Annotated in this window: 21 protein-coding genes; 18 read left to right on the forward strand and 3 right to left on the reverse strand. The window is 59.1% G+C overall.

Annotation, left to right across the window (positions count from 1 at the left end; all coding sequences use genetic code 11):
• The first annotated feature begins 84 nt into the window (after positions 1–84).
• The 3 genes from B0G52_RS15700 (at position 85) to B0G52_RS15710 (ending at position 3,458) form a co-directional block, all read left to right on the forward strand.
• Complete coding sequence (locus B0G52_RS15700) at positions 85–870, forward strand: sugar phosphate isomerase/epimerase family protein (protein ID WP_094045915.1); 786 nt, start codon at positions 85–87, stop codon at positions 868–870.
• The gene (locus B0G52_RS15705) at positions 863–1,966 is read left to right on the forward strand and encodes a Gfo/Idh/MocA family protein (RefSeq protein WP_094045917.1); all 1,104 of its coding nucleotides are present in this window, start codon (positions 863–865) and stop codon (positions 1,964–1,966) included. Before B0G52_RS15700 ends, B0G52_RS15705 begins: the two co-directional genes overlap by 8 nt.
• Positions 1,967–2,153: 187 nt before the next feature.
• The gene (locus B0G52_RS15710) at positions 2,154–3,458 is read left to right on the forward strand and encodes an NtaA/DmoA family FMN-dependent monooxygenase (protein WP_094045919.1); all 1,305 of its coding nucleotides are present in this window, start codon (positions 2,154–2,156) and stop codon (positions 3,456–3,458) included.
• A gap of 105 nt (positions 3,459–3,563) precedes the next feature.
• Here the strand turns inward: B0G52_RS15710 and B0G52_RS15715 are convergent, their stop codons facing one another.
• Positions 3,564–4,103, reverse strand: coding sequence for an NAD(P)H-dependent oxidoreductase (locus B0G52_RS15715; RefSeq protein WP_094045921.1), 540 nt, complete (start codon positions 4,101–4,103; stop codon positions 3,564–3,566).
• A gap of 246 nt (positions 4,104–4,349) precedes the next feature.
• Between B0G52_RS15715 and B0G52_RS15720 the strand changes: the two genes are divergently transcribed.
• From B0G52_RS15720 to B0G52_RS15785, 15 genes are all read left to right on the forward strand, one after another.
• Entirely contained in the window at positions 4,350–4,697 is a 348-nt protein-coding gene (locus B0G52_RS15720; protein WP_094045923.1) for a winged helix-turn-helix transcriptional regulator, read from the forward strand.
• 170 nt (positions 4,698–4,867) lie between these two features.
• On the forward strand, positions 4,868–6,790 hold the full coding sequence (locus B0G52_RS15725) for a methyl-accepting chemotaxis protein (protein ID WP_158223725.1): 1,923 nt from the start codon (positions 4,868–4,870) through the stop codon (positions 6,788–6,790).
• A 238-nt stretch (positions 6,791–7,028) separates the two neighbouring features.
• A complete protein-coding gene (locus tag B0G52_RS15730; protein WP_094045927.1) occupies positions 7,029–8,048 on the forward strand; it encodes an ABC transporter substrate-binding protein in 1,020 nt (339 codons plus the stop codon).
• A 52-nt stretch (positions 8,049–8,100) separates the two neighbouring features.
• Positions 8,101–9,090 (forward strand): FecCD family ABC transporter permease, encoded by a 990-nt coding sequence (locus B0G52_RS15735; RefSeq protein WP_369827072.1) that lies wholly within the window; start codon positions 8,101–8,103, stop codon positions 9,088–9,090.
• Positions 9,087–10,106 (forward strand): FecCD family ABC transporter permease, encoded by a 1,020-nt coding sequence (locus B0G52_RS15740; protein ID WP_233162698.1) that lies wholly within the window; start codon positions 9,087–9,089, stop codon positions 10,104–10,106. Before B0G52_RS15735 ends, B0G52_RS15740 begins: the two co-directional genes overlap by 4 nt.
• Positions 10,107–10,142: 36 nt before the next feature.
• Positions 10,143–12,740: a winged helix-turn-helix domain-containing protein gene (locus B0G52_RS15745; RefSeq protein ID WP_094045931.1), complete on the forward strand. Its 2,598-nt coding sequence runs from the start codon at positions 10,143–10,145 to the stop codon at positions 12,738–12,740.
• 99 nt (positions 12,741–12,839) lie between these two features.
• Positions 12,840–13,808: an NAD(P)-dependent alcohol dehydrogenase gene (locus B0G52_RS15750; RefSeq protein WP_094045933.1), complete on the forward strand. Its 969-nt coding sequence runs from the start codon at positions 12,840–12,842 to the stop codon at positions 13,806–13,808.
• 1,152 nt (positions 13,809–14,960) lie between these two features.
• On the forward strand, positions 14,961–15,122 hold the full coding sequence (locus B0G52_RS35610; RefSeq protein ID WP_158223726.1) for a hypothetical protein: 162 nt from the start codon (positions 14,961–14,963) through the stop codon (positions 15,120–15,122).
• A gap of 261 nt (positions 15,123–15,383) precedes the next feature.
• Positions 15,384–16,487, forward strand: coding sequence for a hypothetical protein (locus tag B0G52_RS15755; protein ID WP_233162700.1), 1,104 nt, complete (start codon positions 15,384–15,386; stop codon positions 16,485–16,487).
• A 21-nt stretch (positions 16,488–16,508) separates the two neighbouring features.
• On the forward strand, positions 16,509–18,743 hold the full coding sequence (locus B0G52_RS15760) for an NHL repeat-containing protein (protein ID WP_094045937.1): 2,235 nt from the start codon (positions 16,509–16,511) through the stop codon (positions 18,741–18,743).
• A gap of 76 nt (positions 18,744–18,819) precedes the next feature.
• Positions 18,820–21,162 (forward strand): FAD-dependent oxidoreductase, encoded by a 2,343-nt coding sequence (locus B0G52_RS15765; protein WP_094045939.1) that lies wholly within the window; start codon positions 18,820–18,822, stop codon positions 21,160–21,162.
• The gene (locus tag B0G52_RS15770; protein WP_158223727.1) at positions 21,143–21,892 is read left to right on the forward strand and encodes an SDR family NAD(P)-dependent oxidoreductase; all 750 of its coding nucleotides are present in this window, start codon (positions 21,143–21,145) and stop codon (positions 21,890–21,892) included. The genes B0G52_RS15765 and B0G52_RS15770 overlap by 20 nt, the downstream gene beginning before the upstream one ends.
• A 15-nt stretch (positions 21,893–21,907) precedes the next feature.
• Positions 21,908–22,747 (forward strand): SMP-30/gluconolactonase/LRE family protein, encoded by an 840-nt coding sequence (locus tag B0G52_RS15775; RefSeq protein WP_094045943.1) that lies wholly within the window; start codon positions 21,908–21,910, stop codon positions 22,745–22,747.
• Between the two features lie 28 nt (positions 22,748–22,775).
• The gene (locus B0G52_RS15780) at positions 22,776–23,570 is read left to right on the forward strand and encodes a creatininase family protein (RefSeq protein WP_094045944.1); all 795 of its coding nucleotides are present in this window, start codon (positions 22,776–22,778) and stop codon (positions 23,568–23,570) included.
• Positions 23,567–24,322 carry a LamG domain-containing protein gene (locus tag B0G52_RS15785; protein WP_094045946.1) on the forward strand — a complete coding sequence of 252 codons (756 nt, stop codon included), beginning with the start codon at positions 23,567–23,569 and terminating at the stop codon, positions 24,320–24,322. The genes B0G52_RS15780 and B0G52_RS15785 overlap by 4 nt, the downstream gene beginning before the upstream one ends.
• Positions 24,323–24,406: 84 nt before the next feature.
• Here B0G52_RS15785 and B0G52_RS15790 read toward each other — a convergent pair whose 3' ends face one another.
• Both B0G52_RS15790 and B0G52_RS15795 read right to left on the reverse strand, forming a co-directional pair.
• Positions 24,407–24,787 (reverse strand): RidA family protein, encoded by a 381-nt coding sequence (locus B0G52_RS15790; RefSeq protein WP_094045948.1) that lies wholly within the window; start codon positions 24,785–24,787, stop codon positions 24,407–24,409.
• Positions 24,788–24,811: 24 nt separating this feature from the next.
• Entirely contained in the window at positions 24,812–26,203 is a 1,392-nt protein-coding gene (locus B0G52_RS15795) for an extracellular solute-binding protein (RefSeq protein WP_158223728.1), read from the reverse strand.
• Between the last annotated feature and the right edge of the window lie 23 nt (positions 26,204–26,226).

Consider the following 26,226-nt stretch of genomic DNA (forward strand, 5'->3'; position numbering starts at 1 on the left):
TCAATAGTCATCAAATCGGCTATTCAACGGGCGGCTTAATGAGGTTAATCTGATGGCGAGAATACTATGGGGGAGGAAAGAGGCGTGAGGAATAAAATATCCGTTCAGTTGTACACGCTCCGTGAGCAATGCGCGGCCGACTTTCCGGGGGTGCTTCGCGAGCTGTCGCGAATCGGTTACAGCGCCGTCCAGTTCGCCGGGTTCCACGGATACGATCAAGCTTTGCTCAGATCGGTGCTGGAGGAGACGGGGCTTCGCGTGTCCGGCCTGCATTACGGCGGGGATCAGCTGCTGAACGAGCCGGAGCGGGCGATTGCGGAAGCGAAATATTTCGGAACGCCCGACATCGTGTGCGCGGGAATAGGCGGGGACTCCCGGGACGAAGCGGGATACCGGACGCTCAAGCTTCGGTTCAACGAACTCGCGGATCGTCTGCGCAGCGAGGGATTGCGGATCAGCTATCATAACCACGCCTTCGAATTCGACACGACGGTGGACGGGAAGGACGCGCTGTCGTATCTGATCGCGCCGGAGGCGGACAATATCCTTCTGGCGGAACCAGACGTCTATTGGCTGAAGAAGGGCGGCCGCGATCCGGTCGGGTTCCTCGCTCCGTATGCCGGCCGCGTACCGATTCTGCACTTGAAGGATATGACGGACGACGAGGAGCAGGCTTTCGCCGAGATCGGCACGGGGACGATCGATTTCGAAGCGATTCTTCGCTGGGGGGAAGCTTCGGGCGTCGAATGGTACGTCGTGGAGCAGGATAGCTGCAAGACCGATCCGCTGGAATGCGTCAAGACGAGCTATTCGAATTTGGTTCGGCTTATAGACAAGATTGAGGAAGGCGAGGGGGCTCGACATGGCTAAATTAAAGGTCGGCATCATCGGTACGGGCAACATAAGCGGGATTTACTTCAACAACGGGAAACGCTTCGAGTCGATGGAAGTCGTGGCATGCGCGGACCTGGACGTGGAACGGGCCAAAGCCGTCGGACAACAATACGGCGTTCGCGGCGGTTCGGTGGACGAACTGCTCGCGGACCCGGACATTCAGATGGTGATCAACCTGACGATCCCTCAAGCGCATGCGCCCGTCGCGCTGCAGGCGCTGGAAGCGGGAAAGCACGTCTACACGGAGAAACCGCTGGCCGCTACGCGGGAGGAAGGACTTCGCGTTCTTGAAGCTGCGCGCAGCAAAGGCTTGCGAGTCGGCGGCGCGCCGGATACTTTCCTGGGCGGCGGCATCCAGACGTGCATTAAGCTGATCGAAGACGGCGAGATCGGAACGCCGATCGGCGCAACCGCATTCATGATGGGCAGCGGGCCGGAAGCCTGGCACCCGAATCCCGACTTCTTCTACCAGCCCGGCGGCGGACCGCTGTTCGATATGGGGCCATATTATTTGACCGCGCTGATCGCGCTGCTCGGCCCGATCGCGAGGGTGACCGGCTCGGCGAAAATCTCGTTCCCGGAACGGGTCGCCACAAGCGAGAAGCTGTACGGGAAGAAGATCAAAGTCGAGACGCCGACGCACATCGGGGGCTTGCTCGATTTTGCCTCCGGTCCGATGGCGACGCTGCTGACAAGCTTCGATATCAATGGCGGTTCCGTGCTGCCGCGGATCGAGCTGTACGGAAGCAAGGGGACGCTGCTGGTGCCGGACCCGAATACGTTCGACGGGCCGGTGAAGCTGAAGCGGGCGGGCGAACAGGAATGGTCGGAGATTCCGCTCACGCACGGCAAGTCCGAGAACGCGCGGGGCATCGGGGCCGCGGACATGGCGCAGGCGATTGCGACGGGACGCGAACACCGTGCGAGCGGCGACTTGGCCTATCACGTGCTCGATGCGATGTTCGGCATTCTTGACTCTTCCGCGAATCACGCTCATTATGCGATGCAGAGCACTTGCCGGAAACCGGCTCCGTTCCCGACGGGGCTTGCGGATGCCGAGCTGGATCGGTAAATAAGATCGCCGGTTCTCCATTTCGTTCCGGACCATTCATATTCGCTATCATTCTGGGAAAGCCGACTCCGCTGAGGAGATTCGGCTTTTCGGCGTGGTGCGGCTTGCATATCGGGCCGAGCTTGGTAAACTAGTAAATGATAATGATTATCGTTATTAATCGGATGTAGAGGGAAGGTAGCTGCGAGTGAAGGCGAACAAGCAATTGTGCATCGGATTTTCTTTATCGGCCACTTGGATGAAAGGGTACGGCTGGCGCAAGCCGGATAGCGGCGTGGAACGGATGGATTCGATCGAGTATTACATCGAGTTGGCCAAGCTGGCGGAGAAGGCCAAGCTCGATTTTTTGTTCAGGGCCGATTATCTCTACGTGAGTCCGCAAATGCTGGGCGATTCCGCCAACTACGGCAGTCCCGACCCTACGCTCCTGTTCGCGGCGATCGCCCGCGAGACGGAGCGGATTGGATTGGTGACGACGGTGTCCACGACGTTTAACCCGCCGTATGTCGCGGCCAGGCAGCTTCAGTCTCTGCACTGGCTCAGCAACGGGCGCGCCGGCTGGAACATTGTCACTTCGATCGAAGGCGCGGACAATTTCGGCGATGCGCCAATGCCGTCTCCGCAAGCGAGGTACGCGAGAGCAAGGGAGTTCACCGACGTCGTGCGGAAGCTGTGGGCCAGCTTCCCGCGCGAAGCGATAGTGGTCGACCGCGAGTCGGGTCAGTTTTCCGATCCGGAGCGGGTGCGTCCGATCGAGCATTCGGGCGAGTATTTCAGCGTCAAGGGCCCGCTCACGCTGCCTGCCCATTCATCGGGAACCCCGCCTCTGTTCCAGGCGGGCGCATCGGACATTGGTCGGGATTTCGCTTCTTCGTTAGCGGATGCGATTTTCGCGGCGATGCCGGATCTCGAGTCGGGCGTGGAGCTGCGAGGCGATTTAAGGAAGAGGGCGGAGCAACAGGGACGTCATCCGGACGCGGTCAAGGTTCTGCCCGGGTTGTACTTTTTCTTGGCCGATACCCGCGAGGAAGCCCAGACGTTATTCGAGACCGCGAATGCGCATTTCAGCACGGAACGCAGGCTTGCTTCGCTCCGATCCGTGCTGGGTCTTGATCTAAGCGGGCGTGCACCGAGCGATCGCGTGACCGCCGCCGATCTTCCCGATCCGGATCAGCCGGTCCGCAGCCGAACGCATGCCGAGCTGCTGCGCGGGTATATCGCCCGCAGCGAGCCGACGGTGTCGGAGGTGCTGGCACGACCCGAGGTGGTCGGATCGGCGCATTGGGTATCGGTCGGTACGGTCGAGGACGTGCTGAACGATATTTTGCAGCGCTTCGAAGCGGGGGCGATCGACGGGTTTATCGCGCTTCCGGGCGGATCGGAAAGGTCGATGGAGCTGTTCTTCGAACGGCTGATGCCGCAGCTGGCGGAGCGGGGCCTGTTCAGAAGCGAATATACGGGTTCGACGCTGAGGGAGCATCTGGGCATTTGATTCCGGCGTAAGCCAGAAGATTTGGCGACACCCGACAACGGGTCACCTCTCCCCATGATCGGCTGTGGTCGGGGAGTGGCGGAAGCCGATCATGGGGAGGAGCGATCATTGGACCAACTCGAGCATCGGGGCTAGAATATGCTCCGCGTACTTTTCAGCCTCCCGGTCAAGATAGGCGTCCGAGCCTGCGTTCGCATTGTAGGCAACGAATGCGGGCAGGTAGGAGCCGTTGCATCTGGCAATGGTTCGTTGCAGCGGTCTTAACAATTCGCTGATCGTAAACTTGTTAAATCCGCCTGAGCGATATTGGTTTTCCGTGCCGCCGACCGTCGTTGTGATCATGAACTCCTTGCCTTCCAAATTGTCGCCTCCGGGTCCGAAAGCCCAGCCGTGCGTAAACACGTCGTCGAACCATTTTTTTAATAGAGGAGGGCAACTGTACCAAAACAAGGGGAACTGAAGCACGATCCGGTCATATTGAAGGAGAAGCCGTTGTTCCTTTTCCACGTCGATCTCCCAATTCGGGTATTCCTGATACAGATCCCGGACATGGATGTCCGGGCGATTACCTAGTTCGAGCATGAACGCGCGATTGGCGCGGGAGTTATTCAGCTGGGGATGCGCGACAATAACCATAATTTTCATGAACATCTTCCTTTCTCGCTTTTACGTAAGCCGCGACTTACAATCTCATTATTGTGGACGATGTCCGATTTGAAAAGTACGCTGTTTTTTCATACTAAGTCCCCTAAACCGTACTTTGAGCGCCGCTTGGGTCGGACGCCGGTACGATAAATCGTACTAGTATCTTAATTTTTAAATCCTGGTACTATAATGATGTAGGCGCAACGGTTGGCCTATCCAAATCAAACGGCTACGGGAGCGGTAAACATGGGTGATCCAAATAAAATGGAAGGAATCGTGGCTACTCTTCATGTGGTTGGGGGAAAGTGGAAGCCGCTCATTTTGTTTATTTTGCTGCACGAGGGAACGAAGAGATTCGGCGAATTGAAACGCCTTCTGCCAAACATCACGCAAGGAATGCTGACCAATCAGCTTCGCGAGCTCGAAAGGGACGGGATTATCGTTCGTCGGGCGTACGAGGAAATTCCGCCAAAAGTCGAATACGACTTAACCGATCACGGAAAATCGTTAAGTCCGGTGCTGAGCGGAATGTGCGGATGGGGGTTCAAGCATATGGACTATATGGAGAAGGAGGAGGCGATGCGGACGACTTAAAGCAAATTGCAAGGAAAGTGTTAGGAACTACAGCATCTTCTCGCATGGAGGCGGGAGGATGTTTTTTGTTTCTTCAATACTTTTCTAATAGCTGGCCGCGAACTTTCCTAAATCGGCTCTTCTATACTGGGGAAGAAATCGACACCCTATCGCAAAGGAAGATAAAAATGATGAGGAAATGGTTGAACCCGACGTTCAAAACCAAGTTGATCGGCTCTTTTGCGATTTTGCTGCTGGTGCCGAGCTTGACGATCGGCCTGCTGTCGTACCGGAGCGCGGAGGGCAAAGTGAAGGAAGAAATTTTGCACGGCGCGGACAATACTATCGGCTTCTTGAGCAATGCGATCGAGTCGTTGATCCAACCGAAAACCGAGCAAATCGGCTATTTTGCAAGAGAACTGAAAGCGAACCCCGACGAGCTGCAGCAGTCGAAAAAGCGGCTGGAGCAGTATCAGGCGCTTCACTCCGAGATTTTCCAGGCTTACATCGGTTCGGAGTCCGGCGAATTCATAACCGCTCCCGACACGCAGATCCCGGAGGGCTACGATCCAAGAAAGCGGGATTGGTATCAGGAGGCGATGAGCGCAGGAGGTCAACCGATCATTACGGACCCCTACGAGGACGCGGGCTCTCACAGCATTGTGGTGTCCATCGCCAAGGCGCTGGAGGACGGATCCGGAGTGGTGGGCTTCGATCTGAGTCTGAACAAGCTGAGAGAGCTGACGGACAGCTACAGAGTAGGCAAGGAGGGCTTCGCCTATATATTGGACCAGTCGGGCAAAATGATCGCTCACCCGTCGCTAAGCAGCGGCGATCAAGCGGGAGGAGAACTATACGATCCTCTGTACGCAAGCGCGTCGGGACAATATGAGCATGGCGACCGGGGACAGGAGGCGCTGACGAAGTTCGTCACGCACGAGTTGACGGGGTGGAAAATTGCCGGCACGATGTTTCAATCCGAAATCAAGCGGGAGGTTCAGCCGATCTTCCAGACTACGTTCGTGGTGGTGACCATTTCCCTGCTGGCCGGAGCGGCCGTTATCGTTCTGATCATTCTCTCTTTGCTGGGGCCGATTCGGGCGATTATGCGGGCCGCGGATAAAATAAGCGAAGGCGATCTGACGGAACGGATCGAATTGCGATCCAACGATGAGATGGGCAAGCTGGGAGCAAGATTTAATCAGATGGCCGATTCGCTGTCCGCCGTCATCTTGGGAGTTCGTCAGACGGTCGATCAGCTCGCCGCATCCTCGGAACAGCTGTCGGCCAGCTCGCACCAGACGAGCCAGGCGGCGGAGCATATCGCCCATTCGGTGCAGGACGTCGCGGAAAGCGCGGAGACGCAGGTTCGGCATGTCGCGGAAGGCGAGCAATCGATCGAGCAATTTTCGCAGGGCGTGCGGCAAATCTCGAACAATTCGTATCACGTCGCGGCCTCCGCGCAGCAATCGTCGGAATTGGCGGCCGAAGGCAGCGAGTCTCTGGGCAGCGCGGTCCGGCAGATGAACGTCATTCATCGCACGATCGTTCAAGTGTCGGAAGTTGTTCAAGGCTTGGGCAACCGTTCGCGGGAAATCGGGCAGATCGTAGGAGAGATAACGGGCATTGCTTCGCAGACGAACCTGCTCGCCCTCAATGCGGCGATCGAGGCGTCCAGGGCGGGAGAGCACGGGCGCGGCTTTGCCGTAGTGGCTCAGGAGGTTCGCAAGCTCGCCGAGCAATCCGCGCATTCCGCGGACAAAATCTCTCAATTGATCGCTTCGATCATAGGAGAAACCCGGCAGGCGGTGGACTCCATCGAACTGGGAACGCGGGAGGTCGCCGCGGGGATGAGCATCGTGAACGACGCGGATGAGTCGTTCCAGAGAATCCGGTCGTCCGTTCAGGACGTATCCGGACAGATCCAGGAAGTATCCGCGGCTTCGCAGCAGATGTCCGCAAGCACGGAGCAATTGGTACGCGCGTCGGAGATGATCAAGAAGGCGTCCATGGATACGGCTTACGGAGCCGAGAGCATTTCGAGCGCCAGCGAGCAGCAGCTCGCCTCCATGGCGCTGGAACTGCAGGACATGGTAAGCAAATTCCGCATTTAATCGACGGGGGCCATCCCCAAGTCCGTTGCGACGGCTTGGGGGTGGCTTCTCTGTCTGCTTTGGCCGCTATTTCGCAATAGCGGTCGATCAACGCCCCGTCTCCCCGCCAAGTTCATCGTCACGATGTTGACGCTCTCTTGATGATTTGCATTTACGGTTTGACAGAGCGAAGGAAACTTACTAGAATAGTTCATGTAATTGATAATGAGAATCATTTTCATAAAAGGGAGAGTCTACGATGAACAGAAAGTTTAGCAGTATGTTGTGCATGATTCTGGCTAGCTTCGTTTTGTTGGCGGGTTGCGGCAATTCGGGAAATTCCGCGAACGGCGCCTCGCCGGCAAATTCCAATACGCCTCAAGCCTCTCAAGCAAGCCCCGCAGCCGAGCCATCTCCGAGCGGAAGCGCGGAAGCGGCCGCATCTGGAGGTACGCGCAAAGTGTCGACGGCGCTCGGGGAAGTCGAAGTGCCGGCGAATCCGCAGCGCATTATCGTGAACTGGTATGTAGGCGACGTGTTCACGCTCGGGCTTAAGCCGGCAGCCTACAGCGGATGGGCGCAGAAGACGATGCCGTTCTTCGACAAGTTCGAGGGAGTGCCGGCGATCGAGAAGTGGGAGCCGGAGGAGCTGCTGAAGTACGATCCGGATCTGATCATTACTTACGATCCGCAAGACTTCGATAAGCTGTCCAAGATCGCCCCGGTCATCGTCGTGCCCGAAGGCGACGTCAAGACGACGGAGCGGCTCGCTTTCCTCGGTGAGGCGACCGGCCGGACGGCGGAAGCGAGAGCCGCGATCCAGACGTTCGAGAGCAAGCTGGCGGAAGCGAAGAAGAAGCTGACGTCGGATATTTTCCGAGATAAGACGTTCAGCGTTCTTCAGGACTGGGGCGGCGATTCCTACGGCGTCATGTACGAGACGGGCTCGCGCGGAGGCACGCTGCTGTACGAATATCTGGGACTCAACAAGCCGGAGAAGCTGCAGCAGCTCGTCGACAGCTCGGGCAAGGGCCGCGATTCGCTGTCCTATGAAGTCGCCGCGCAATACTTCGGAGATTATGTGCTCTGGTTCCTGACGGAGGGCAAGGACTCCGAATTCGCGCAGACGGAAATCTGGAAGAGCATTCCGGCCGTGCGCGACGGACATATCGTCGACATTCCGGGAGAGTATATCGGCCTGTTCTACTATTCCGACGTAGCGAGCATGACCGCTCAACTGGATCATATTATGGACAAGCTGCTGGCGCTGTCCAAGTAAACCGAAGAGGCTGATCATGGCAAAAGCAAGCGCTCAAGATCGGAACGGCATCATGAACTTTAATCTCTTCATGCTGATCGGCCTCGTCCTGCTCGTGCTCGTCTCGGCCGCCTCGATTACGTTCGGGGCCGCCGAGATGAGCCTGCGGCTGGCATGGGGAGCGGTGTTCCGCTTCGATCCCGGCATTACCGAGCACCAAATTATTCATACGTTCCGGTTTCCTCGCACGGTGGCGGATATGATCGTCGGCAGCAGCCTGGCGGTATGCGGCGCCATCATGCAGGGGACGACCCGCAACCCGCTGGCCGACTCCGGATTGATGGGCATCAGCTCGGGGGCAACGTTTGCGATCGCGTTGTGCATGGTTTTCCTGCCCGGCCGTACCTATGCGGAGACGATGCTGTATTCCTGTCTCGGGGCGGCGTTCGCTACCGGGATCACGTATTACTTGGCCTACGTAGGCAAGCGGGGAATGACTCCGCAGCGGCTGGTGCTGGCCGGCATCTCGATCTCGATGCTGTTCGGGTCGTTCAGCACGTATTTGGCGATCAAATACAACATCGGCCAAGCGCTCGATTACTGGACGGCCGGAGGCACGGCAGGGGCCAAGTGGATCGAGCTGGCGTACATTGCTCCGGTGTTCGCGGCGGGCATGATCGGTGCGATCGTGCTGTCCCCGGCGATTACGATACTGAGCTTCGGCGAGGAAATGGCGGCCGGGCTCGGATTGCGCGTCAAGTGGGTGATGGGAGCGGCCACAGTAATCGTGCTCGTGCTGACGGGACTGTCCGTGATTGTGGTCGGACCGGTCGGCTTCGTAGGTTTGATCATCCCTCATATCGTCAGGTATATGATCGGGGTCAATTACCGGCACATCGTTCCGGCTTCGGCTCTGTACGGAGCGATCTTCCTGATGGGCGCGGATCTGTTCGGCAGAATGATGAATCGTCCCCATGAAACGCCGCTCGGAATCGTGTTCGCGCTGATCGGCGTTCCTTACTTCCTGTACCTTGTGCGCAAGCAAAGGAGGGAGTTCTCTTGAACGGAACCGAATCCGTCAAATACGGAGCGGCCCGGTCGCTTGGCATACTGCTGCTCTTGACGGGACTGCTGCTTGCGATCGCGCTGGTGAGCATGAACGTCGGCAAAATGAATCTGACCCCGGCGGAAGTGTTCAACGTGCTGACGGGGCAAGGGACGGACAAGCAAAATCTGATCGTGTTCGAGTTCCGCCTGCCTCGAATGACGCTGGCCATCCTGGTCGGCATCGGCATGTCGGTCGCGGGAGCGATTATGCAGACGCTGCTGAAGAACGACTTGGCCAGCCCTGGGACGCTCGGCATCAGCTCGGGCTCCGGCTTGTTCGTTCTGCTGTACGTTACGCTCTTTGCGGTCAAAGGCTTCTTCGCGCCGTTTATTTTGCCTGCGCTCGCTTTTGCCGGAGGCATCACGGCGGCCGGGGTGATCTTCCTGTTGGCCTACCGCCGAGGCAGGGAGATTTCGCCTACCGGTCTGATCTTGACGGGTGTAGCCGTAGGCAGCGGGTACGGTGCGCTAACGCTGGCGATTACGCTGAAGCTGGACGAGAAACAGTACGAATTCGCGCTGCGCTGGCAGGCGGGAAGCCTGTGGGGCGACGATTGGAAGTACATTTCCGTGCTGCTGCCGTGGATCGTGGCGATCGGTCTCTATGTCTTCTATAAATCACGCACTTTGGATACGCTGAACCTGGGCAACAATGCCGCATCGGGGCTTGGCGTAGCGATCAGGCGCGAGTTTATCGGACTGTCGCTCGCGGCGGTGGCGCTCTCCTCGGGCAGCGTCGCGCTCGGCGGCAACTTCTTCTTCGTCGGCATGATCAGTCCGCATATCGCCCGCAGGCTGGTCGGTTCGGGACATCGAGCGATGCTGCCCGCCTCGGGACTGGTCGGCGCGATCATTATTTTGCTCGCGGATACGCTCGGCAGAACGGTCAGCTTCGGTGCGGACGTTCCGACGGGCATCATCATCACCGTGCTGGTCGCTCCGTATTTTCTTTACTTGCTCTCCAAGCATTGATTGACGCCCTGAAGCGGCCGATTTTATAATAAAACTATGTCCATACCTATTCTATCCACGAAATTATATATTCCCTCTCCGCGGTCGCAAGCGGTTCGGCGTCCGCGTTTAACCGAACGGCTGGACGCGGGGCTGAGCCGCAAGCTGACGCTCATCTCCGCGTCCGCCGGCTTCGGCAAGACGACGCTGGCCGGCCAGTGGCTCGCCGGCTGCGGACGGCCGGCTGCATGGCTGTCTCTGGATGAGGGGGACAACGATCCGGCGCGTTTTCTTGCCTATCTCGTTGCGGCCTTAAGGACGGTTGCGCCGAATATAGGGGAAAGCGTGCTTGGCGTGCTGCAATCCCCCCAACTGCCTCCGATCGAAGCGGTCATGACGCCGCTCATCAACGAAATGTCGGCTCTCGCCACTCCTTTTATTCTCGTTCTGGACGATTATCACGCGATCGAATCCGAGCCGATCCACAAGGCGATCTTATTTCTGCTGGAACATCTGCCCCCTGGATGGCACCTGGTCGTCGCCACCCGCAAAGATCCGAGCTTCCCGCTGTCCAAGCTGCGCGTACGAGACCAGTTGACGGAACTGAGGGTGTCGGATCTAAGGTTCAACCATGCGGAGGCGTCGCTGTTTCTCAATCGGGCGATGGATCTCGATCTGTCTCCGGAAAGCGTCGCTCTGCTTGAGGCTCGCACCGAGGGGTGGATTGCCGCACTGCAATTGGCTGCGATATCGGCGCGGGGACGTCAGGACGCGGACGGTTTTGTTCGGGATTTTACGGGCAACCATCCGCACGTCGTAGACTACTTAATAGAAGAAGTATTGCAGAGGCAGCCGGAAAACGTGCAGAAGTTTCTGCTGGGCACTTCCGTTCTCGAGCGCATGTGCGGTTCGCTGTGCGACGCGGTTCTCGGCAGAAAGGAGGGGGAGCCGGCCGGGCAGACGGTATTGCGGTCGCTGGAGCAGGCCAACTTGTTCGTCGTTCCTCTGGATGACGAGCGCCGGTGGTATCGCTATCATCATCTGTTCGCCGAATTGCTGCAGCGGCGCCTTCGGCAGGTCGGCGGCGAGGCGGAATTGCATGGCCGCGCGAGCGTCTGGTACGAAGAAGAAGGCTTCGAGCTGGAAGCTTTCCGTCATGCCGCGGCGGCCGGGGACGTCGATCGCGCCGAGCGCTTGATCGAAGGCAGGGGCATGCCTCTGCTGTTCCGCGGCGCGGCGGTCCCGGTGCTGGACTGGCTGAAATCGCTGCCGGAACCGGAGCTAAGCGCCCGACCGGGGCTTGGAGTCATGTACGCTTCGGCGATGCTGTTCGTCGGCCGGTTGGCGGACGTTGAGCCGAGGCTGCAGAGCGCCGAAGCCGCCCTGCAACTGACGGAACCGGACGATCGCGGCCGCGATTTGATCGGGCACATCGCCTCCATTCGGGCAACCATAGCCGTCGCGATGCACCAGGCGGACGTCATTATGGAACAGTCCCGGCGCGCTCTGGACCATCTGCATCCCGATAACTTGCCTGTCCGCACCGCCACGACCTGGGCGTTAGGTTACGCATATCAATTGCTCGGAGACCGCGCAGCGTCCGGCCGGGCCTACGCCGAAGCGCTCGCGGTCAGCGAGAAGATCGGCCATTACATTGTCGCCGTCATGTCGGGGATCGGATTGGGCAGCGTGCAGGAGGAGGCCAATCGGCTGGAATTGGCCGAGGTTACGTATCGAGGCGTGCTGCAGAAGGCCGGAGACGCCCCGCTGCCAGCCTTCTGCGAAGCCCATCTCGGTCTCGCCCGCATCGGCTACCAGCGGAACGAACTCGATGCGGCTTGGCGGCATTGGCAAGCGAGCGCCCGATTCGCGCCCCTGCTGGAGAGCACGGACAGAGCATTGGCGTGCGAGCTGTTTCTCTTCCGACTGAAACTGGCTCAGGGCGACGAGGCGGGCGCTTCGGCCGCTTTGGCCAAAGCGGAGCTGCTGGCGGGGCAGCACGGTTTCTCGCATCGTCTGTCCGAGATCGCGGCCGCTCGCGCGGAGCTGTCGCTAAGGGAGGGGGACTTGAAGGCGGCTGCCGAGTCTGCACGGTCGCACGAGCTTCCCCTGTGGCAGGCTCGCGTATGCTTGGCGCAGGGAGACTGGCCGGCGGCAGCGGCTTTGCTGGAGCCGCTGCGACTGCGGATGAAGGAGCTGGGCTGGGAAGACGAGCGGCTGAGAGCGACGGTTGTCGAGGCGCTTGCCCGGGCAGGCGCCGGAGACGGAGAGCTGGCGATGAGCCTGCTTCGGGACGCGCTCGCGATGGCTGAGCCGGGAGGCTTCGTGCGGATTTTCGTCGACGAGGGAGAAGCGATGAAGCGACTGCTGTCCGAAGCGCAGAAGCGGGGGATCAAGCGGGGGTATGTCGCCAAGCTGCTTGCGGCGTTCCCGTCCGATATCCCGAAGGCTCAGCCGTTGATCGAGCCGTTAAGCGAGCGGGAGCTGGAGGTGCTTCGCCTTGTGGCGCAAGGGCTCTCGAATCAGGAGATCAGCGAACGGCTGTTTCTCGCGCTCAGCAGCGTGAAAGGGCATAACCGGAACATTTTCGACAAACTGCAGGTTCAGAGACGCACCGAAGCGGTCGCCCGCGCGCGGGAGCTGGGGCTGCTGTAGCGGAAAAGCCGAAAACGATACTTAAGTAGCTACACGGACTTCCTTGCCGACAGGTATACTACTATCGATTGCAGTTATTCGATGCCGGGGGTGTTGGGATTGAAAGCGATCGTGTGCACGAAGTATGGAACGCCGGAAGTTCTCCGGCTGCAAGAGGTAGAGAAGCCGGTCCCCAAGAGCAACGAAGTGAGGATTAAAGTACGCGCGGGTACAGTGGGGCCGTCGGACTGCGCTTTCCGCAAAAGCGATCCCCTCCTGATCCGATTCATCTACGGTTTCAGGAAGCCTAAATATTCGATTCTGGGCGCGGAGCTGGCTGGGGAGGTCGAGTCGGTCGGAGCCGGCGTGGCCTCGTTCAAAGCGGGAGACCAGGTATTCGGCTTAAGCGCAAAGACGTTCGGCGTTTATGCCGAGTACATGTGCTTGCCGGAGGCGGCTCCGCTTATCGTCAAGCCGGCTGGGCTCACTTACGAAGAGGCGGTCGCCGTATGCGACGGCGCTCTGACCGCGCTGACCTTTCTGCGCGACAAGGCGAAAGTCCGCAGCGGGCAGCGGGTGCTGATCAACGGCGCGTCCGGAGCGGTCGGTATCTACGCCGTGCAGCTTGCCAAGCACTACGGAGCAGAGGTTACGGGAGTGTGCAGCGCGGCCAATGCGGAACTCGTCAAGACGATGGGGGCCGATCGGGTCATCGACTATGGCAAAGAGGATTTCACCGCAAGCGGTCAAACCTATGACGTTATTTTCGATGCAGTCGGCAAACGCACCTACGGGCAATGCAAGCGCGCATTGACGCCCAAAGGCATTTATTTGTCCACGGTCCCGTCGGCGTCCATTCTGTTCAACATGCTGCGAACGGCTGCATCCGGCGGTCGGAAGGCGATTTTCGCCACCGCGGGGCTGATGCAGAACAAGGAGAACCTTGCTTTCATTAGCGAACTCTGCGACACGGGAGCGCTCCGGCCGGTCATCGACCGCCGGTATCCGCTGGAGCAGACCGCAGAAGCCCACCGCTATGTGGACACGGGGCGCAAGAAGGGCAACGTCGTCATCGTCATCGGAGGTTGAGAGAGAAGTCTCGCATTTTCGCCGGAAAATGCGGGGCTCTTTTTGTTAGGGCCAGCATATGTGGGAGCAGCGTACTGAGGCAGATATTTCAAGAGAGCCGGCCAGCGTGGCTTGCATGCCCATGTGTAATACGAAGTAAGTGATCCGGCGGCGCGGTTTATCGTTCTCTGCCTCTTTTGCCGGTATCCCGTCCAGTCAGGTTGTCTGCGCCACATTCTGCATACGTGGTTAGCGCCTTTCTCGCTCTTTTGCCGGTATCCCGTCTACTCAGTTTGTCTGCACCACATTCCGAATACGTACGTAGCGCCTTTTCCGTTCTTTTGCCGGTATCCCGTCTACTCAGTTTGTCTGCACCACATTCCGAATACGTACGTAGCGTCTTTTCCGCTCTTTTGCCGGTATCCCGTCTACTCAGTTTGTCTGCACCACATTCCGAATACGTACATAGCACCTTTGCCGTTCTTTTGCCGTTATCCCGTCCACTCAGTTTGTCTGCGCCACATTCTGAATACGCGCGTAGCGTCTTTTCTGTTCTTTGCCGGTATCCCGTCCACTCAGTTTGTCTGCGCCACATTCTGAATACGTACGTAGCGCCTTTTCCGTTCTTTTACCGGTATCCCGTCTAATCAGGTTGGTCGGGTCCGTTAAAAAAGAAGCAGATCGTTGAGGCTCTGCCAAGCCGGGAACGGCTGCTAGACTTTGCGGGTTCCGGATATGTGACCGATGGAAGAATGGATGCAATTCGCGAGCCACTGGACGTGACTCCTAACTGATTCAAAGGGATAGCGGCAAAAGGAGATATAAAGTAAGGCAGCGGGAGGCTGAACTGACCGGAAGGGATAGCGGCAAAGGGGCCAAAAGCGGTAGGACAGGTACGGCGCGAACTGAATGAAGGGGATAGCGTCAAAAGACGAAGAGGATGAAAGGGGAGAGAGAGCGAACGAACTGACGGAAAGGGATAGCGGCAAAAGGGGTGAAAGAGAGATGTGGTGCTGGGCAGGACTGACGGAAGGGGATAGCGACAAAAGAGGCGGAAGGTGCTGGTTGATTATTTTTTCCCGGAGTTGAGGAAGCAGGGGACGCGTTAGCTTGGGGGATAGTGATATAATGGATTCAAACCTAACACGCGTACAAGGAAAAGGAGTTATCGCATTGAATAAACGTTCCAACGCCCCCGTCATGTTTTTGGTCGCCGGATTGCTGTGCTTGGGCTTCTCCATGGCCCTTCCGCTGCTGTGGCTGAAGATTGTCTTATCTGTAGCCGGATTTGCCGGCCTTATCCTCGGTATCGTCGGCATTAAACGGATGAAATAAGAAAGCGGGGATTCGGCTTGTCCGATCCCCGTTTTCCTTCGCCGGGTCCCGCTTTTCCCCCGCTTGTTAACTTCCGACACCCCTCTTCATTTCATGTCTATGAATGATATACAAAGTTCTGCGTTTTCAATCCGCCAAATCACACAAAATATAAAAACATTTACACATACGTGAAAAACTGATTGACGGAACCCGAGATCGACGATAAAATTCACTTAACAGCTAGCCGATGAGTCACGTCGGCGATCAGGAGGGCTGAAGGTGAGCGGCAGCGCTAGAAAAAGGGTGGCGGCGATCGTCACCGAGTACAGGCACAATTCCCATGCGGAGGTCATCGTCGGCAGGCTGCTCGGTCGTCTGAACTATCGTCCTCGCATCGAGGTCGTCAGCCTCTATACCGATCAGGTTCCCGCTAACGATATGAGCCGGGAGGAGGCGGCGCGCCGCGGCATTCCGATCTGCGCGACGATTCGCGAGGCTATTATGGCCAGCCATTGTCCGGAGCCGATCGACGGAGTCGTCATCATCGGGGAGCACGGCGATTATCCCGTCAACGAGAAGGAGCAGATGATGTATCCCCGCAGGCGGTTTCTGGAGGAGACGCTTGCGGCGCTGGACGAACTCGGTCTGGCCGTTCCGATATTTTCCGACAAGCATCTGGCCCACGATTACGACGATGCGGTATGGATGTACGAGCAGATGAAAGCCAGAGGCATTCCGTTCATGGGTGGTTCGTCCATTCCGCATTGCGATTACGTGCCGAATTTCGATCCGCGGCTGCTGCATTCGCTGAGTGAGGCCGTCGTCATCAGCTCGGGCGGATTGGAAGGCTACGGCATTCACGCAATGGAAGTTCTGCAATCGCTTACGGAGCGAAGGGCGGGCGGAGAAACCGGCGTCCGAGCGATAAGTCTGCTGCGGGGAACGGGCGGTGAAGCCTGGGCCGCGATGGACCGGGGCGAATGGCCGGAGGACTTGATGCTTCAAGCGCTGAGCGCGATTCCGGGACTGCCCGCCAAGCATCCGAGGGAGCTTGAGCCGGCTCCGGCGCTGTTTGCGATTGAGTACTTGGACGGAACGAAAGGGTATATTCTTCAGTTCCAACGGCTGGTCGAGCAGTGGAGCTTCGCCTTCCGCCACGACGGAGACCGGGTGACGGCGGCGCTGTGCGACAGCGATCTGGATCGGCCGTTCGCTCATTTCGAACGGCTTACCCGCATGATCGAGGCGTTCGTCATCAACGGAAGAGAGCCGTTCCCGTCCGAGCGGACGCTGCTGACGACCGGGATGATCTGCGCCGCGATGGACTCCTTGCACGCAGGGAAGAGACTGGAGACGCCGCAGCTTCATATCGTCTACGAATAGGGCTTGGGGGAGGAACAGACGGTGACAACGAATTTGTTAGCCGGCATACCGGAGGAGCTTGCGCGTTTTACGCAGCTGCCTAACGAAGAGGGGCATAACGCGGTCTGGGATTTCGTGCGCGCTCCGGACGGCCGGTTCTATGTCAGCGTGTGCGGGGAGAACGAGAAGCCGCTGACCGCGCTGCTGTACGAATATGATCCGGCTACGGGGGAGCTGCGGCTCATTTTCGACGTGGCGAAAATATGGATCGTCGATGACCGACAGATGCCTCCCAGCAAAATACATACGAGCATCGACTTCATGCCGGACGGGCGGCTCATTATGGCGACGCACAATACGGCTCCGGCGTCCGGTCATCGGCAGTGGATGTTCGAGCAGCATTACGAGCATCCGTGGGAGGGGTATCCCGGCTCGATTCTGATGATCGTCGATCCGGACACGAACGCGGCGGAGATCAAGGGCATTCCCGTGCCGCGGGAGAGCATCTACGGGGGAATGCTTGGCAACGATCCGCGATTCTATTATTTTCTCGGCTATATGAGAGGCCATTTCTATCGAATCGACCTGGAGACGAATGAGGTAAAAGATTACGGCAAAGTGTCCGAGTTCTCTTCCTGCCGTCTGGTGAAGGACGCGAAAGGGCGGCTGTACGGAAGCTCTTATTCCGGCGGCTTCTGGAGATACGATCCCGAGAAGGACGAGATCGAGGATCTGAAGCTGCGCTTCCTTCCTCCGAGCGGCACGAAGCATCGGCGGCAGTTTATTTTCGCGCTTCATACGCCGCGGAATACGCTGCTGCTCGTCGGCAATATGGACGGGGAAGTTATCGAGCTGGACCCGGAGACGCTGGAGGCGACCCGTCACGGCTCGATTCTGCCCGCCGACGTGCCGTCCGTAAACGGCTACGGAATCGGGGGATTCGCCGCGGACGGCCACTTCGTTCTCTACTACGGGCTGAAGACGCACGACGAATACTGCCCGATCCGGCTTGTGCGCTGGGATCTGCTCGGCGGCGGCAGGCCGGAAAATCTCGGACTGATTACATGGGGCGGCAAAGATTCGCAATACATTTGCGAGATGATTTTCGACGATCGTGGTCTGCTTCATATGGTGGACGTGTGCGGGGAGTTTTCTCCGTACATTCTCGCCGTCGACGTCGGCAAGCTGGAGCCTCCGGGGGCGGATGCGCCGGACGCGAAGCTCCGGCCGTACTTCGAGCCGGATTACAACGGCGTCGGCAGCGCCGCCTTCATGCATATCGAAGCGAAAGAAACGAGCACGCTGCCTCTGCACCAGACGATGGACTGGAAAGATACGGCGGTCTGCCATCTGCACGTCTCAGGCTGCAAGCTGTATACGCTCGGAGGGCGCGGCAGCATCGTTGCGACGGAGTCTGAGTTTGGAGAAGATCGGCCATCGCGGATTCGCACTCTCTATGAAGGGGGAGGTCCGGCGAGCTGCATTCCGTTCGGCGTCGGCAGGGCAGCCGTCCTGACGACGAACGGACACATCCTGCTGGTCGATCCGATCGGAGGCGGAGCGGAGCAATGGGCCGGGGATGAAGAGCCCAAGCTGACCCGGCTTCATGCTGCGACAGTGGACGGAAGCTTGCTGGGCAGCGATGGAGAAGGGGCCGTCTATCATATCGGCAGGGGCGGACGTTTCCGCCAACTCAAGGGGCTGCAGGTCGAGCCGAACGACGGGATTTTGCTTCCGCTGGACGATGACCGTCTGCTGCTGAGCGGGGAGAACGACGAGCTGCTCGTCTATTCGCTCGCGGGAGAGCGGGCCGAGACGTTGGCCGTGAAGGCGGCGTCGATCCGCGGACGGATGTTCAAGGCGCTGCTGACGGGCGGAACGGTGCTGGCGGACGGCACGATTGTCGCCGGAACGATGGACGGCCTGCTGTTTACGCTGACTCCCGATTTGCGCCAGCGAACGGTGTACGGCAGACTGTACGCCAGCGGCCAGCTTCGCGATTTCGTGCGAATCGGCGATGGCGAAGCGATCGGCATCTACGGCGGGGAGCAGGAGGCCGGTCACGTGTTTTATTTCTCCCGCGATCGCGGATTCGTCGACCTCGGCCGGCCGCGTATGATCAAGGACAATCGGGAGCTGAACTCGCTGTCGACCGAGTTCGGCAGCATTCATCACATCTCCCGCCTTGCGTACGAGCGCGGCGACGATACGCTGTACGTCGGCTCGGCTGAGCTGTACGGCTGCGTTATCCGGTATCGGGGCGTCTCTTTTCCATAAAGAAACCGTTCGAACAGACCAATTCGGATCACGAAGCGGTTTCTGCGTCGAATCTTGAATTCACGGAGGTAGCAAAGTGAACGCATGGCAGAGGACGGCGGGAGGCCCGCGCATCGTTGAGGAGCGTTACGATATCGTCGTGTGCGGAGGCGGTCTGGCGGGATTTTGCGCGGCAGTGGCCGCGGCAAGACATGGGGCGCAAGTGTGTCTTGTGCAGGATCGGCCCGTGTTCGGAGGCAACAGTTCGTCGGAAATACGCGTGCCCCCGCAAGGGGCGGCTAGCTTTCATGCCTATGCGCGCGAGACGGGCATCATCTCCGAGCTGCTGATCGAGGAGCGTGCGATCAATCACGAGAGCCCGGTGTTCGACAACGGCTATATCAACAGCGTCTGGGACATGGTCATGTACAATATGGCCGTATCGACGCCCGGTTTGACGATCAGATTAAATTCCGCCGTCATCGATGTCGTTATGCGCGACGAGCGGACGGTGGAGGCGGTCGTGGCGCGCGTCGGCAATGCGGAGACGGAGCTTCGCCTGAGCGCGGAGACGTTCATCGACTGTACCGGGGACGGCGTCGTCGCCGCGCTGGCCGGCTGCGAGTGGCGCTATGGAACGGAAAGCCGCGATGAGTTCGGAGAGCCGCACGCTCCGGAGCAGGCCAGCGATGCGGTCATGGGCAGCTCTATCCATATCAAGGCGAAAGACGTCGGCCGCCCCGTGCCGTTCAAGGCTCCGGATTGGGCGGTTCGTTACGCCGATCCCGATTTCTTCTGGAAGCGGGGCCGGGGGGTAAATCCGTACAGCGGCTTCTGGTGGCTCGAATTGTCCGTGCCGTGGCATACGATCCATGACAACGAAACGCTGCGCCACGAGCTAACCCGCCATGCCCTCGGCATTTGGGATTACATTAAAAACCGCGACCCCGTCGTCCGCGAGGAAGCGCGGAATTACGCGCTGGACTGGATCGGACAGGTGCCGGGCAAGCGGGAGAGCCGCCGGATCGTCGGCGAATATTGGATGACGGAGCACGACCCGCTGCTGCGAACGGTATTTCCCGACGAGGCGGCTTACGGAGGCTGGTTCATCGACCTGCACGAGCCGGGAGGGCTGCTCGCGGAGGTGAGCGAGAAGTCCGCGGTAGAGGCGCCGGAGCGTCAGAGCTATATGGCGAAAAGCTATGTCGGGCCTTTCGGCATACCGCTGCGCATCCTCATTGCCAAGGGAATGAACAATCTGATGATGGCCGGACGCAACGTCAGCGTGACTCATGCCGCGCTCGGCACGGTGCGGGTAATGGGGACGACCGCGTTAATGGGCCAAGCCGCGGGCACGGCCGCGGCGATTGCCCTGTGGGAAGGCATACGCGTTCGCGAAGTGCCGGACAGAAGCATCGGCAAGGTGCAGCAGACGCTGCTGCGTGACGGCTGTTTTCTCCTTCACGCCAAGAACGAGGACGAACGCGACTTGGCCAGACGGGCGACCGCAAGCGCGAGCAGCGAAGCGGCGCTCGCTTCCTCCGAACCCGCGCCTGGACAGGGGGATGCGCTGACGGCAAGGCGCGGGCAATGGATTGCGGTCGGAGCGGATCGACTCGACCTGCTGGCCGTGAACTTAAGCAACGAATCCGGAGCGCCGCAGGAGATCGAAGTCCGCCTCTATGCCGTAGACCATCTGTGGGATTATCGGGTTTCTCCCGGGGAACCGCTCGCCTCGGCCTCGCTGACCGTTCCGTCCGGACAGGAGCAGTGGATCGAATGGCCGCTGCGGCTGGATGTACATGAGTATCGCGGCCGCTACGTGAGGCTGGATCTGCTCGCGAATCCGCATGTCCAATGGCATGCGGCGTCTTCGCTTGAGCCCGGGCACGTGAGCGCCTATGAGATCGGCGAAAGCAAAATGCGCAAGCTCGGAAACGGCGTCATGATGAGTCTTCAAGTCGAGCCGCCGCAAAGGTGCTACAAAGCGGCCAATGCGCTCAGCGGCGTGACGAGGCCGTACCGCTATACGAACCTGTGGCGCTCCGATCCGTCCCAAGCGCTGCCTCAATGGCTGGAGCTGACGTGGCCGGAGCCGGTCGGGATAGGCTCGGTCGAGCTGACTCTGCCCGGCCACCTGCTGCGCGGATATATGCAGTATCCGGCGCTGTACAGGGACCCGCAATGTCCGAAGAAGCTGACGATCGAAGCTTATGCCGACGGAGGCTGGGAGAAGGTTGCGGAGTTGGACGACAACTACCAGCGCAGGCTCGTCATTCCGTTCGCGCAGCCGATCGCCGCCGAACGGCTGCGCGTCGTCGTACATGAGACGAACGGAGACCCGTCCGCCGCAATCTATGAAATCCGCTGCTATCCGCCCGATACCGACATTCCGAACGAGAGACAGGAAGGGGATTCCGATGAACACGCTGCAGGATAAGGTGATTCTGATTACCGGCTGCCTGGGAACGCTTGGCCGCTCGGCTGTAGCCATGTTCCTGGAGCGAGGAGCTGCGGTTTACGGCTGCGATCTCACGCCGCTGGAGCGCTATCCCGACATCGCGCAATTGCAGGAACGTTACGGGGAGCGTCGCCTGAAGCTCAGACAGGCGGACATGTGCGACGAGGAGGAGGTCAAGGCGGTCATTGCCGACGTGGAGCGCGTGTTCGGCCGCTTGGACGGAACCTATCATAACGTATACGCGAGCGGCTGGAAGCCGGCCGTCGAGATGTCGCTGGAGGAATGGGAGCGCGCCATCCGGGGGACGCTGACGAGCACGTTCCTGCTGAACAAGTACGCGCTTCCCTTGCTGATTCGTTCCGGCGGAGGCTCCATCGTCAACACTTCCTCGATCCTGGGGCAGGTCGTGTCGCCGGGATGCCTCGCCTACGGGGCGGCCAAAGCGGGAGTCGACCAGATGACGCGCGTCATCGCCGCCGACTATGCGGAATACGGCATCCGCGCGAACGCGCTCGTGCCCGGCGACTTCGATACGAAGGAAGGGGTGGCGAACCAAACCGAGCAGCAGAAGGATGCGATCCGGCAGAGAGCCTGGCTCGGACGCAGCGCAAGCGCGGACGAGATTAACGAGGTCGCCGCGTTCCTGCTGTCCGACGCTTCCTCTTATGTCACCGGTGCGAGCTATAAGGTAGACGGGGGATTCCATTAGAAATGAGACAGGGGGATGAGCGGCATGAATGAAGCGAGAGCTCTTACGCCGCCCGGCAGCTTTACCGCTGGAATCGAAGGTCCGGCCTGCGACGGGCAGGGCAACGTGTACGCGGTCAATTATGCGCGGTCGGGGACGATCGGCCGGGTGACTCCGCAAGGAGAAGGAAGCATCTTCGTCGAATTGCCTACAGGAAGCATTGGCAACGGCATTCGTTTTAACCGTGCGGGCGATATGTTTATCGCGGATTTTACGGGCCACAACATTCTTAAGGTGGATATGGAGACGCGGGAGGTGTCCGTCCACGCTCACGAGCCGCGGATGAATCAGCCCAACGACATCGCGATCGCAAGAAACGGCGTCATCTACGCGAGCGATCCGAACTGGGACGACCATACCGGCAATATGTGGCGCATCGATACGGACGGAACGGTGAAGCTGCTGGAAGCGGGCATGGGCACGACGAACGGCATCGAGGTCGGTCCGGACGACGACGTGCTCTATGTGAACGAGACGGTGCAGCGCAAAATATGGGCTTACGATCTGACCGCTGCCGGAGAAGTGAGCAATAAGCGGCTATTGATCGAATTTCCCGATCATCTGCTGGACGGGATGCGCTGCGACATGGCCGGCAATGTGTACGTTACCCGGTTCGGCAAAGGCGTCATCGCCGTCATCTCGCCGGAGGGAGAGCTGATCCGGGAAATCGGGCTGCAAGGAATGGACTGCACGAATCTGACATTCGGCGGTGCGGATGGCCGGACTTGCTATGTGACAGTGTCGGACGTCGGCAACATTCAATCGTTTACGGCTGAGCAACCCGGCCGCTGCTGGGGAATGTGGAAGCAAGCTTAATTCTCGGCGCAAGGAGAGGTGATGGACGATGAACTCGTATTTGTTTCACGAGCATACGCGGGAGCAGCTTAAGCAAAAAGCGGAAGCAGGCTGTCTGGCCGTCGTGGCGCTGGCCGCGACGGAGCAGCACGGCCCGCATCTGCCCGTCTATACGGACAGTCTGATTACGGAAGCGGTGGCGGTTCGCGCCGTCGGGCAGGCTTCGCGCGAGATTCCGATATTGCTCTGCCCGCTGCTGACGATCGGCTGCTCGGATCATCACTTAAGGTTCGGAGGGACGCTGTCGTTCTCCTCCGCCACTTATCTGCACATGCTGCGCGACATCGGGGAGAGCCTCGTAACGGGCGGCTTCCGCAAAATCGCGTTCCTGAACGGACACGGCGGCAACGAGCCGATCATGCACCAGACGGCGAGCGATCTTGCGGTGAGGCATCCGGTGTGGACGGCTTCGGCCTCCTATTGGAGCTTGTCGCGGGAGGAGCTGCGCAAGGAAAACGCCGACGAGGTCGGCATGGTTCCGGGCCATGCGGGAGGCTTCGAGACTTCCGCGGTCATGGCTTTGCGGGAAGAGCTGGTCGACTCCGGACGGATAGCGACCGAGCATGAGGAGCGGGCCTGGATCAATTCGGGCCCGCCTGGCGCGTTTATAGGCCGGCACGGCGAGCTGACCGGAGCGGACGGCTATACCGACGCGCCGATCCGGGCTACGAAGGAGCGGGGAGAGCGTTACGTGGAAGCGATCGTGCGAGGCACGGCCGCTTGGCTCGTGAACGTCTACGAAGCGATGGAGCGAGGAGAGAAAGGGGTTCGAGAAGGGCAATGACCAACTCTATTTCTTCTATTATTAAGAGTCATTCGGCATTGGTCGCTTTCTGGGACTTCCAAGAGCCTTCCGGGGAGAGCAAAGTCTCTCACAGTCCGGGACCGCATCGCTACGAGCTGCTGGAGATGTCCGGTCCGGTCGAACGGGCGGAGGACGGCGTATTCGGCCCGTACAGCGCCAATCTGCGCGAAGGGGATTGGCTCAGGGTTCCGCGCCAACAAGCGCAAGGCTTGAACATCGCCGGCCGCGACGCCGAGGTCACCGTAGCGGCATGGGTGAAGCGGCGCAGGACGGCGCAGAGCCATTGCGAGTTTATCGCCGGAATATGGAACGAGACGGATGAGAAGCGGCAGTACGGACTGTTTCTGAACTTGGCGATCTGGAACAGCGGAGACCAGGTGTGCGGCCACGTCTCGTCGATCGGGGGACCGACGCCCGGGTACTTGTACTGCATGGACGCCTCCATCGGCCAGACGCCGGTGCCGCTCGATCTCTGGCAGTTCGTCGCTTTCACCTACGACGGAAAATACGCCCGCTCCTATCTGAACGGCAAGCTGGACGAGAGAGAGCGGTTTAATCCTTATTTGTACGAAGGCGGCCTGTTCGACGGAGGCCCGACCGGGGCCGACTTCACCGTGGGCGCCGTGGACCGTTCGGGCGAGATCGGCAACTTCTTCGCCGGACAGCTCGGCGGTCTGGCTGTATTCAATCGGGCTCTTGGCGAGCGGGAGATTGAGCAGCTTCACGGGTGAACGAGAGGGTGCGCCCGAGATAGAAAAAAAGAGAGTGCATGAATCCCGTTCGGGATCCATGCACTCCGTGCTATCCTTCCATAATTACTCAGTGCTCTTGCGAAGCTGGGCAACGACGTCGATCTCTACGAGCAAGTCGAAGTTGAGATCGCAATAGACGAGCGTTCGTGCCGGATAAGGCCGAGGGAAGAGACGGGCGTATATGCGATTAAACAATTCGTAGTCGGCGCGATTTTTCAAATAAATGTTCACTTTCACGACGTCCTCCAGCGTTAATCCGGATTGAGCCAGTATTTTCGAAATGTTCCGTATTGTCATCAGCGTCTGGCCTTCCAGATCGTCCGCAGTCACTTCCCCGGTTACCGGATCGGTCGCTCCCTGTCCTGACACGAACAGGAGCGAATCCGTCGGCGTAGCGGGAGAGAAGGGGACTTCATCCATTCCATAATTCAGATTCGTATTCAACAGACCTGCTCCTCCCCTGCCGCTTTACCAGCCAAGCGCTTTTCTGGTTTCCGCCGCTTTCAGATTATAAGCTTCAACCGCGGGAATCCGGCTGCTGAAGTCACCGCCTTTGGTAATCATGCTGGCGATCGGACCGTTGACGGTGTCGACCAGCGTGACGAGATCGGCAATGCTCGCGTCGGGCGAGTAACAGCAGATTTCCGAGCTGCGGCGTACGGCGTCGACGTTTTTGCCCTGCCATACCGGCGCCTGCGCATAATAGTTGTGCAATTCCTGATCTTGCACCCAGGAGCCGCTTCCGTTTTCGATCATCGTTTTTTGCGCTTCGTTGCTGAAGAGGAAGCTCAGATACAAGAAAGCTTCTTCCTTATGCTTGGAGGCTTTCGGAATGGAGATCAGCCCGGTCTGGTGAATGGTAGCCTGCTTGGCTTTGCCCACCGGCATCGGCAGCACATCCCATTCGAAGTCCGCTTTCTTGAGCGTCTCCAAGTACCAGTCGGCGCCAAGCGTGAACAGGGAGTTGCCTTGCAGGAACACTTCCACGGGATCGCCCTGCATGCCGAGTTTCTCTCTCTCGATATCGCTCGGCCGTACGTGCCACTTCGTCGTCAGCTCCTGGGACCATTTCAAATCTTCCAACACGGCGGGCGTATTCGCGAGACTCGCGCTTCTGTCTTCATTCATATACCGATAGTTCGGCGCGCTGCCGTTGGCCATCGTCAGGATGTTCGTGAACTCGTCGATCATGCCGCTTATGCCCCAGTCGTTGGCGGCCGGATCCGTCGCCTGCTTCGCCATCTCCAGGAAGTCGTCGTACGTCCAGTCGAGGCCGGGCATTTCCAAGCCGTACTTATGAAGCATCTCCTTGTTCACGATGACCCACATCGGAATGTCGGCATAAGGCAGCACCCATTGCTTGCCGCCGGTCTTGAACGCATCCATGAAGCCGTCCTGCATGACCGCTGCTTGAATCCGGGGGTCCTTCTCGATGTACGGAGTCAGCTCTTCCAGCAGGTCGCCCGACAGCCATTGGGATAAGCCCGCGTCCAGGAAGACGAGATCCGCCTTCTCCCCGGCGATGACGTTGTTGACGACCGCCTTGTCGATGTTCGTATTCGATTCGATCGTAATCCAGGGATACATTTCGTGGAACTTGTCAAACAACGCTTGGTTCGGACCGATGAACCAGGCCAGCACCGTTAACGTGACGGGCTCGCGCTCGGCATCCGGCGTTTCGCTCGGTGACTCGGAGGCGCTTGCCTCAGGCGAGCTGGATGCCGGTGGACTTGAAGCGGATGGAGAGGCGTTGCCTCCTGATCCTCCGCCCGAGCAAGCGCCCAACAGCGGCAGCAAGGCGATAATTGCGATCAAGCTTGCCAAGCGGTAATGCCGGATGAACCTTTTCCCCAATTTCATGAGCAGACACTCCCCGAATAGGA

The organism is Cohnella sp. SGD-V74, assembly GCF_003001675.1.
Classification (GTDB): domain Bacteria; phylum Bacillota; class Bacilli; order Paenibacillales; family Paenibacillaceae; genus Cohnella.

Excerpts from the sequence above, each read along its gene's own strand:
- B0G52_RS15705 (WP_094045917.1), top strand. The coding sequence starts at position 863 with ATGGCTAAATTAAAGGTCGGCATCATCGGTACGGGCAACATAAGCGGG.
- B0G52_RS15715 (WP_094045921.1), bottom strand. The coding sequence starts at position 4,103 with ATGAAAATTATGGTTATTGTCGCGCATCCCCAGCTGAATAACTCCCGC.
- B0G52_RS15720 (WP_094045923.1), top strand. The coding sequence starts at position 4,350 with ATGGGTGATCCAAATAAAATGGAAGGAATCGTGGCTACTCTTCATGTG.
- B0G52_RS15725 (WP_158223725.1), top strand. The coding sequence starts at position 4,868 with ATGAGGAAATGGTTGAACCCGACGTTCAAAACCAAGTTGATCGGCTCT.
- B0G52_RS15730 (WP_094045927.1), top strand. The coding sequence starts at position 7,029 with ATGAACAGAAAGTTTAGCAGTATGTTGTGCATGATTCTGGCTAGCTTC.
- B0G52_RS15735 (WP_369827072.1), top strand. The coding sequence starts at position 8,101 with ATGAACTTTAATCTCTTCATGCTGATCGGCCTCGTCCTGCTCGTGCTC.
- B0G52_RS15745 (WP_094045931.1), top strand. The coding sequence starts at position 10,143 with ATGTCCATACCTATTCTATCCACGAAATTATATATTCCCTCTCCGCGG.
- B0G52_RS15770 (WP_158223727.1), top strand. The coding sequence starts at position 21,143 with ATGAACACGCTGCAGGATAAGGTGATTCTGATTACCGGCTGCCTGGGA.
- B0G52_RS15775 (WP_094045943.1), top strand. The coding sequence starts at position 21,908 with ATGAGCGGCATGAATGAAGCGAGAGCTCTTACGCCGCCCGGCAGCTTT.
- B0G52_RS15780 (WP_094045944.1), top strand. The coding sequence starts at position 22,776 with ATGAACTCGTATTTGTTTCACGAGCATACGCGGGAGCAGCTTAAGCAA.
- B0G52_RS15785 (WP_094045946.1), top strand. The coding sequence starts at position 23,567 with ATGACCAACTCTATTTCTTCTATTATTAAGAGTCATTCGGCATTGGTC.
- B0G52_RS15795 (WP_158223728.1), bottom strand. The coding sequence starts at position 26,203 with ATGAAATTGGGGAAAAGGTTCATCCGGCATTACCGCTTGGCAAGCTTG.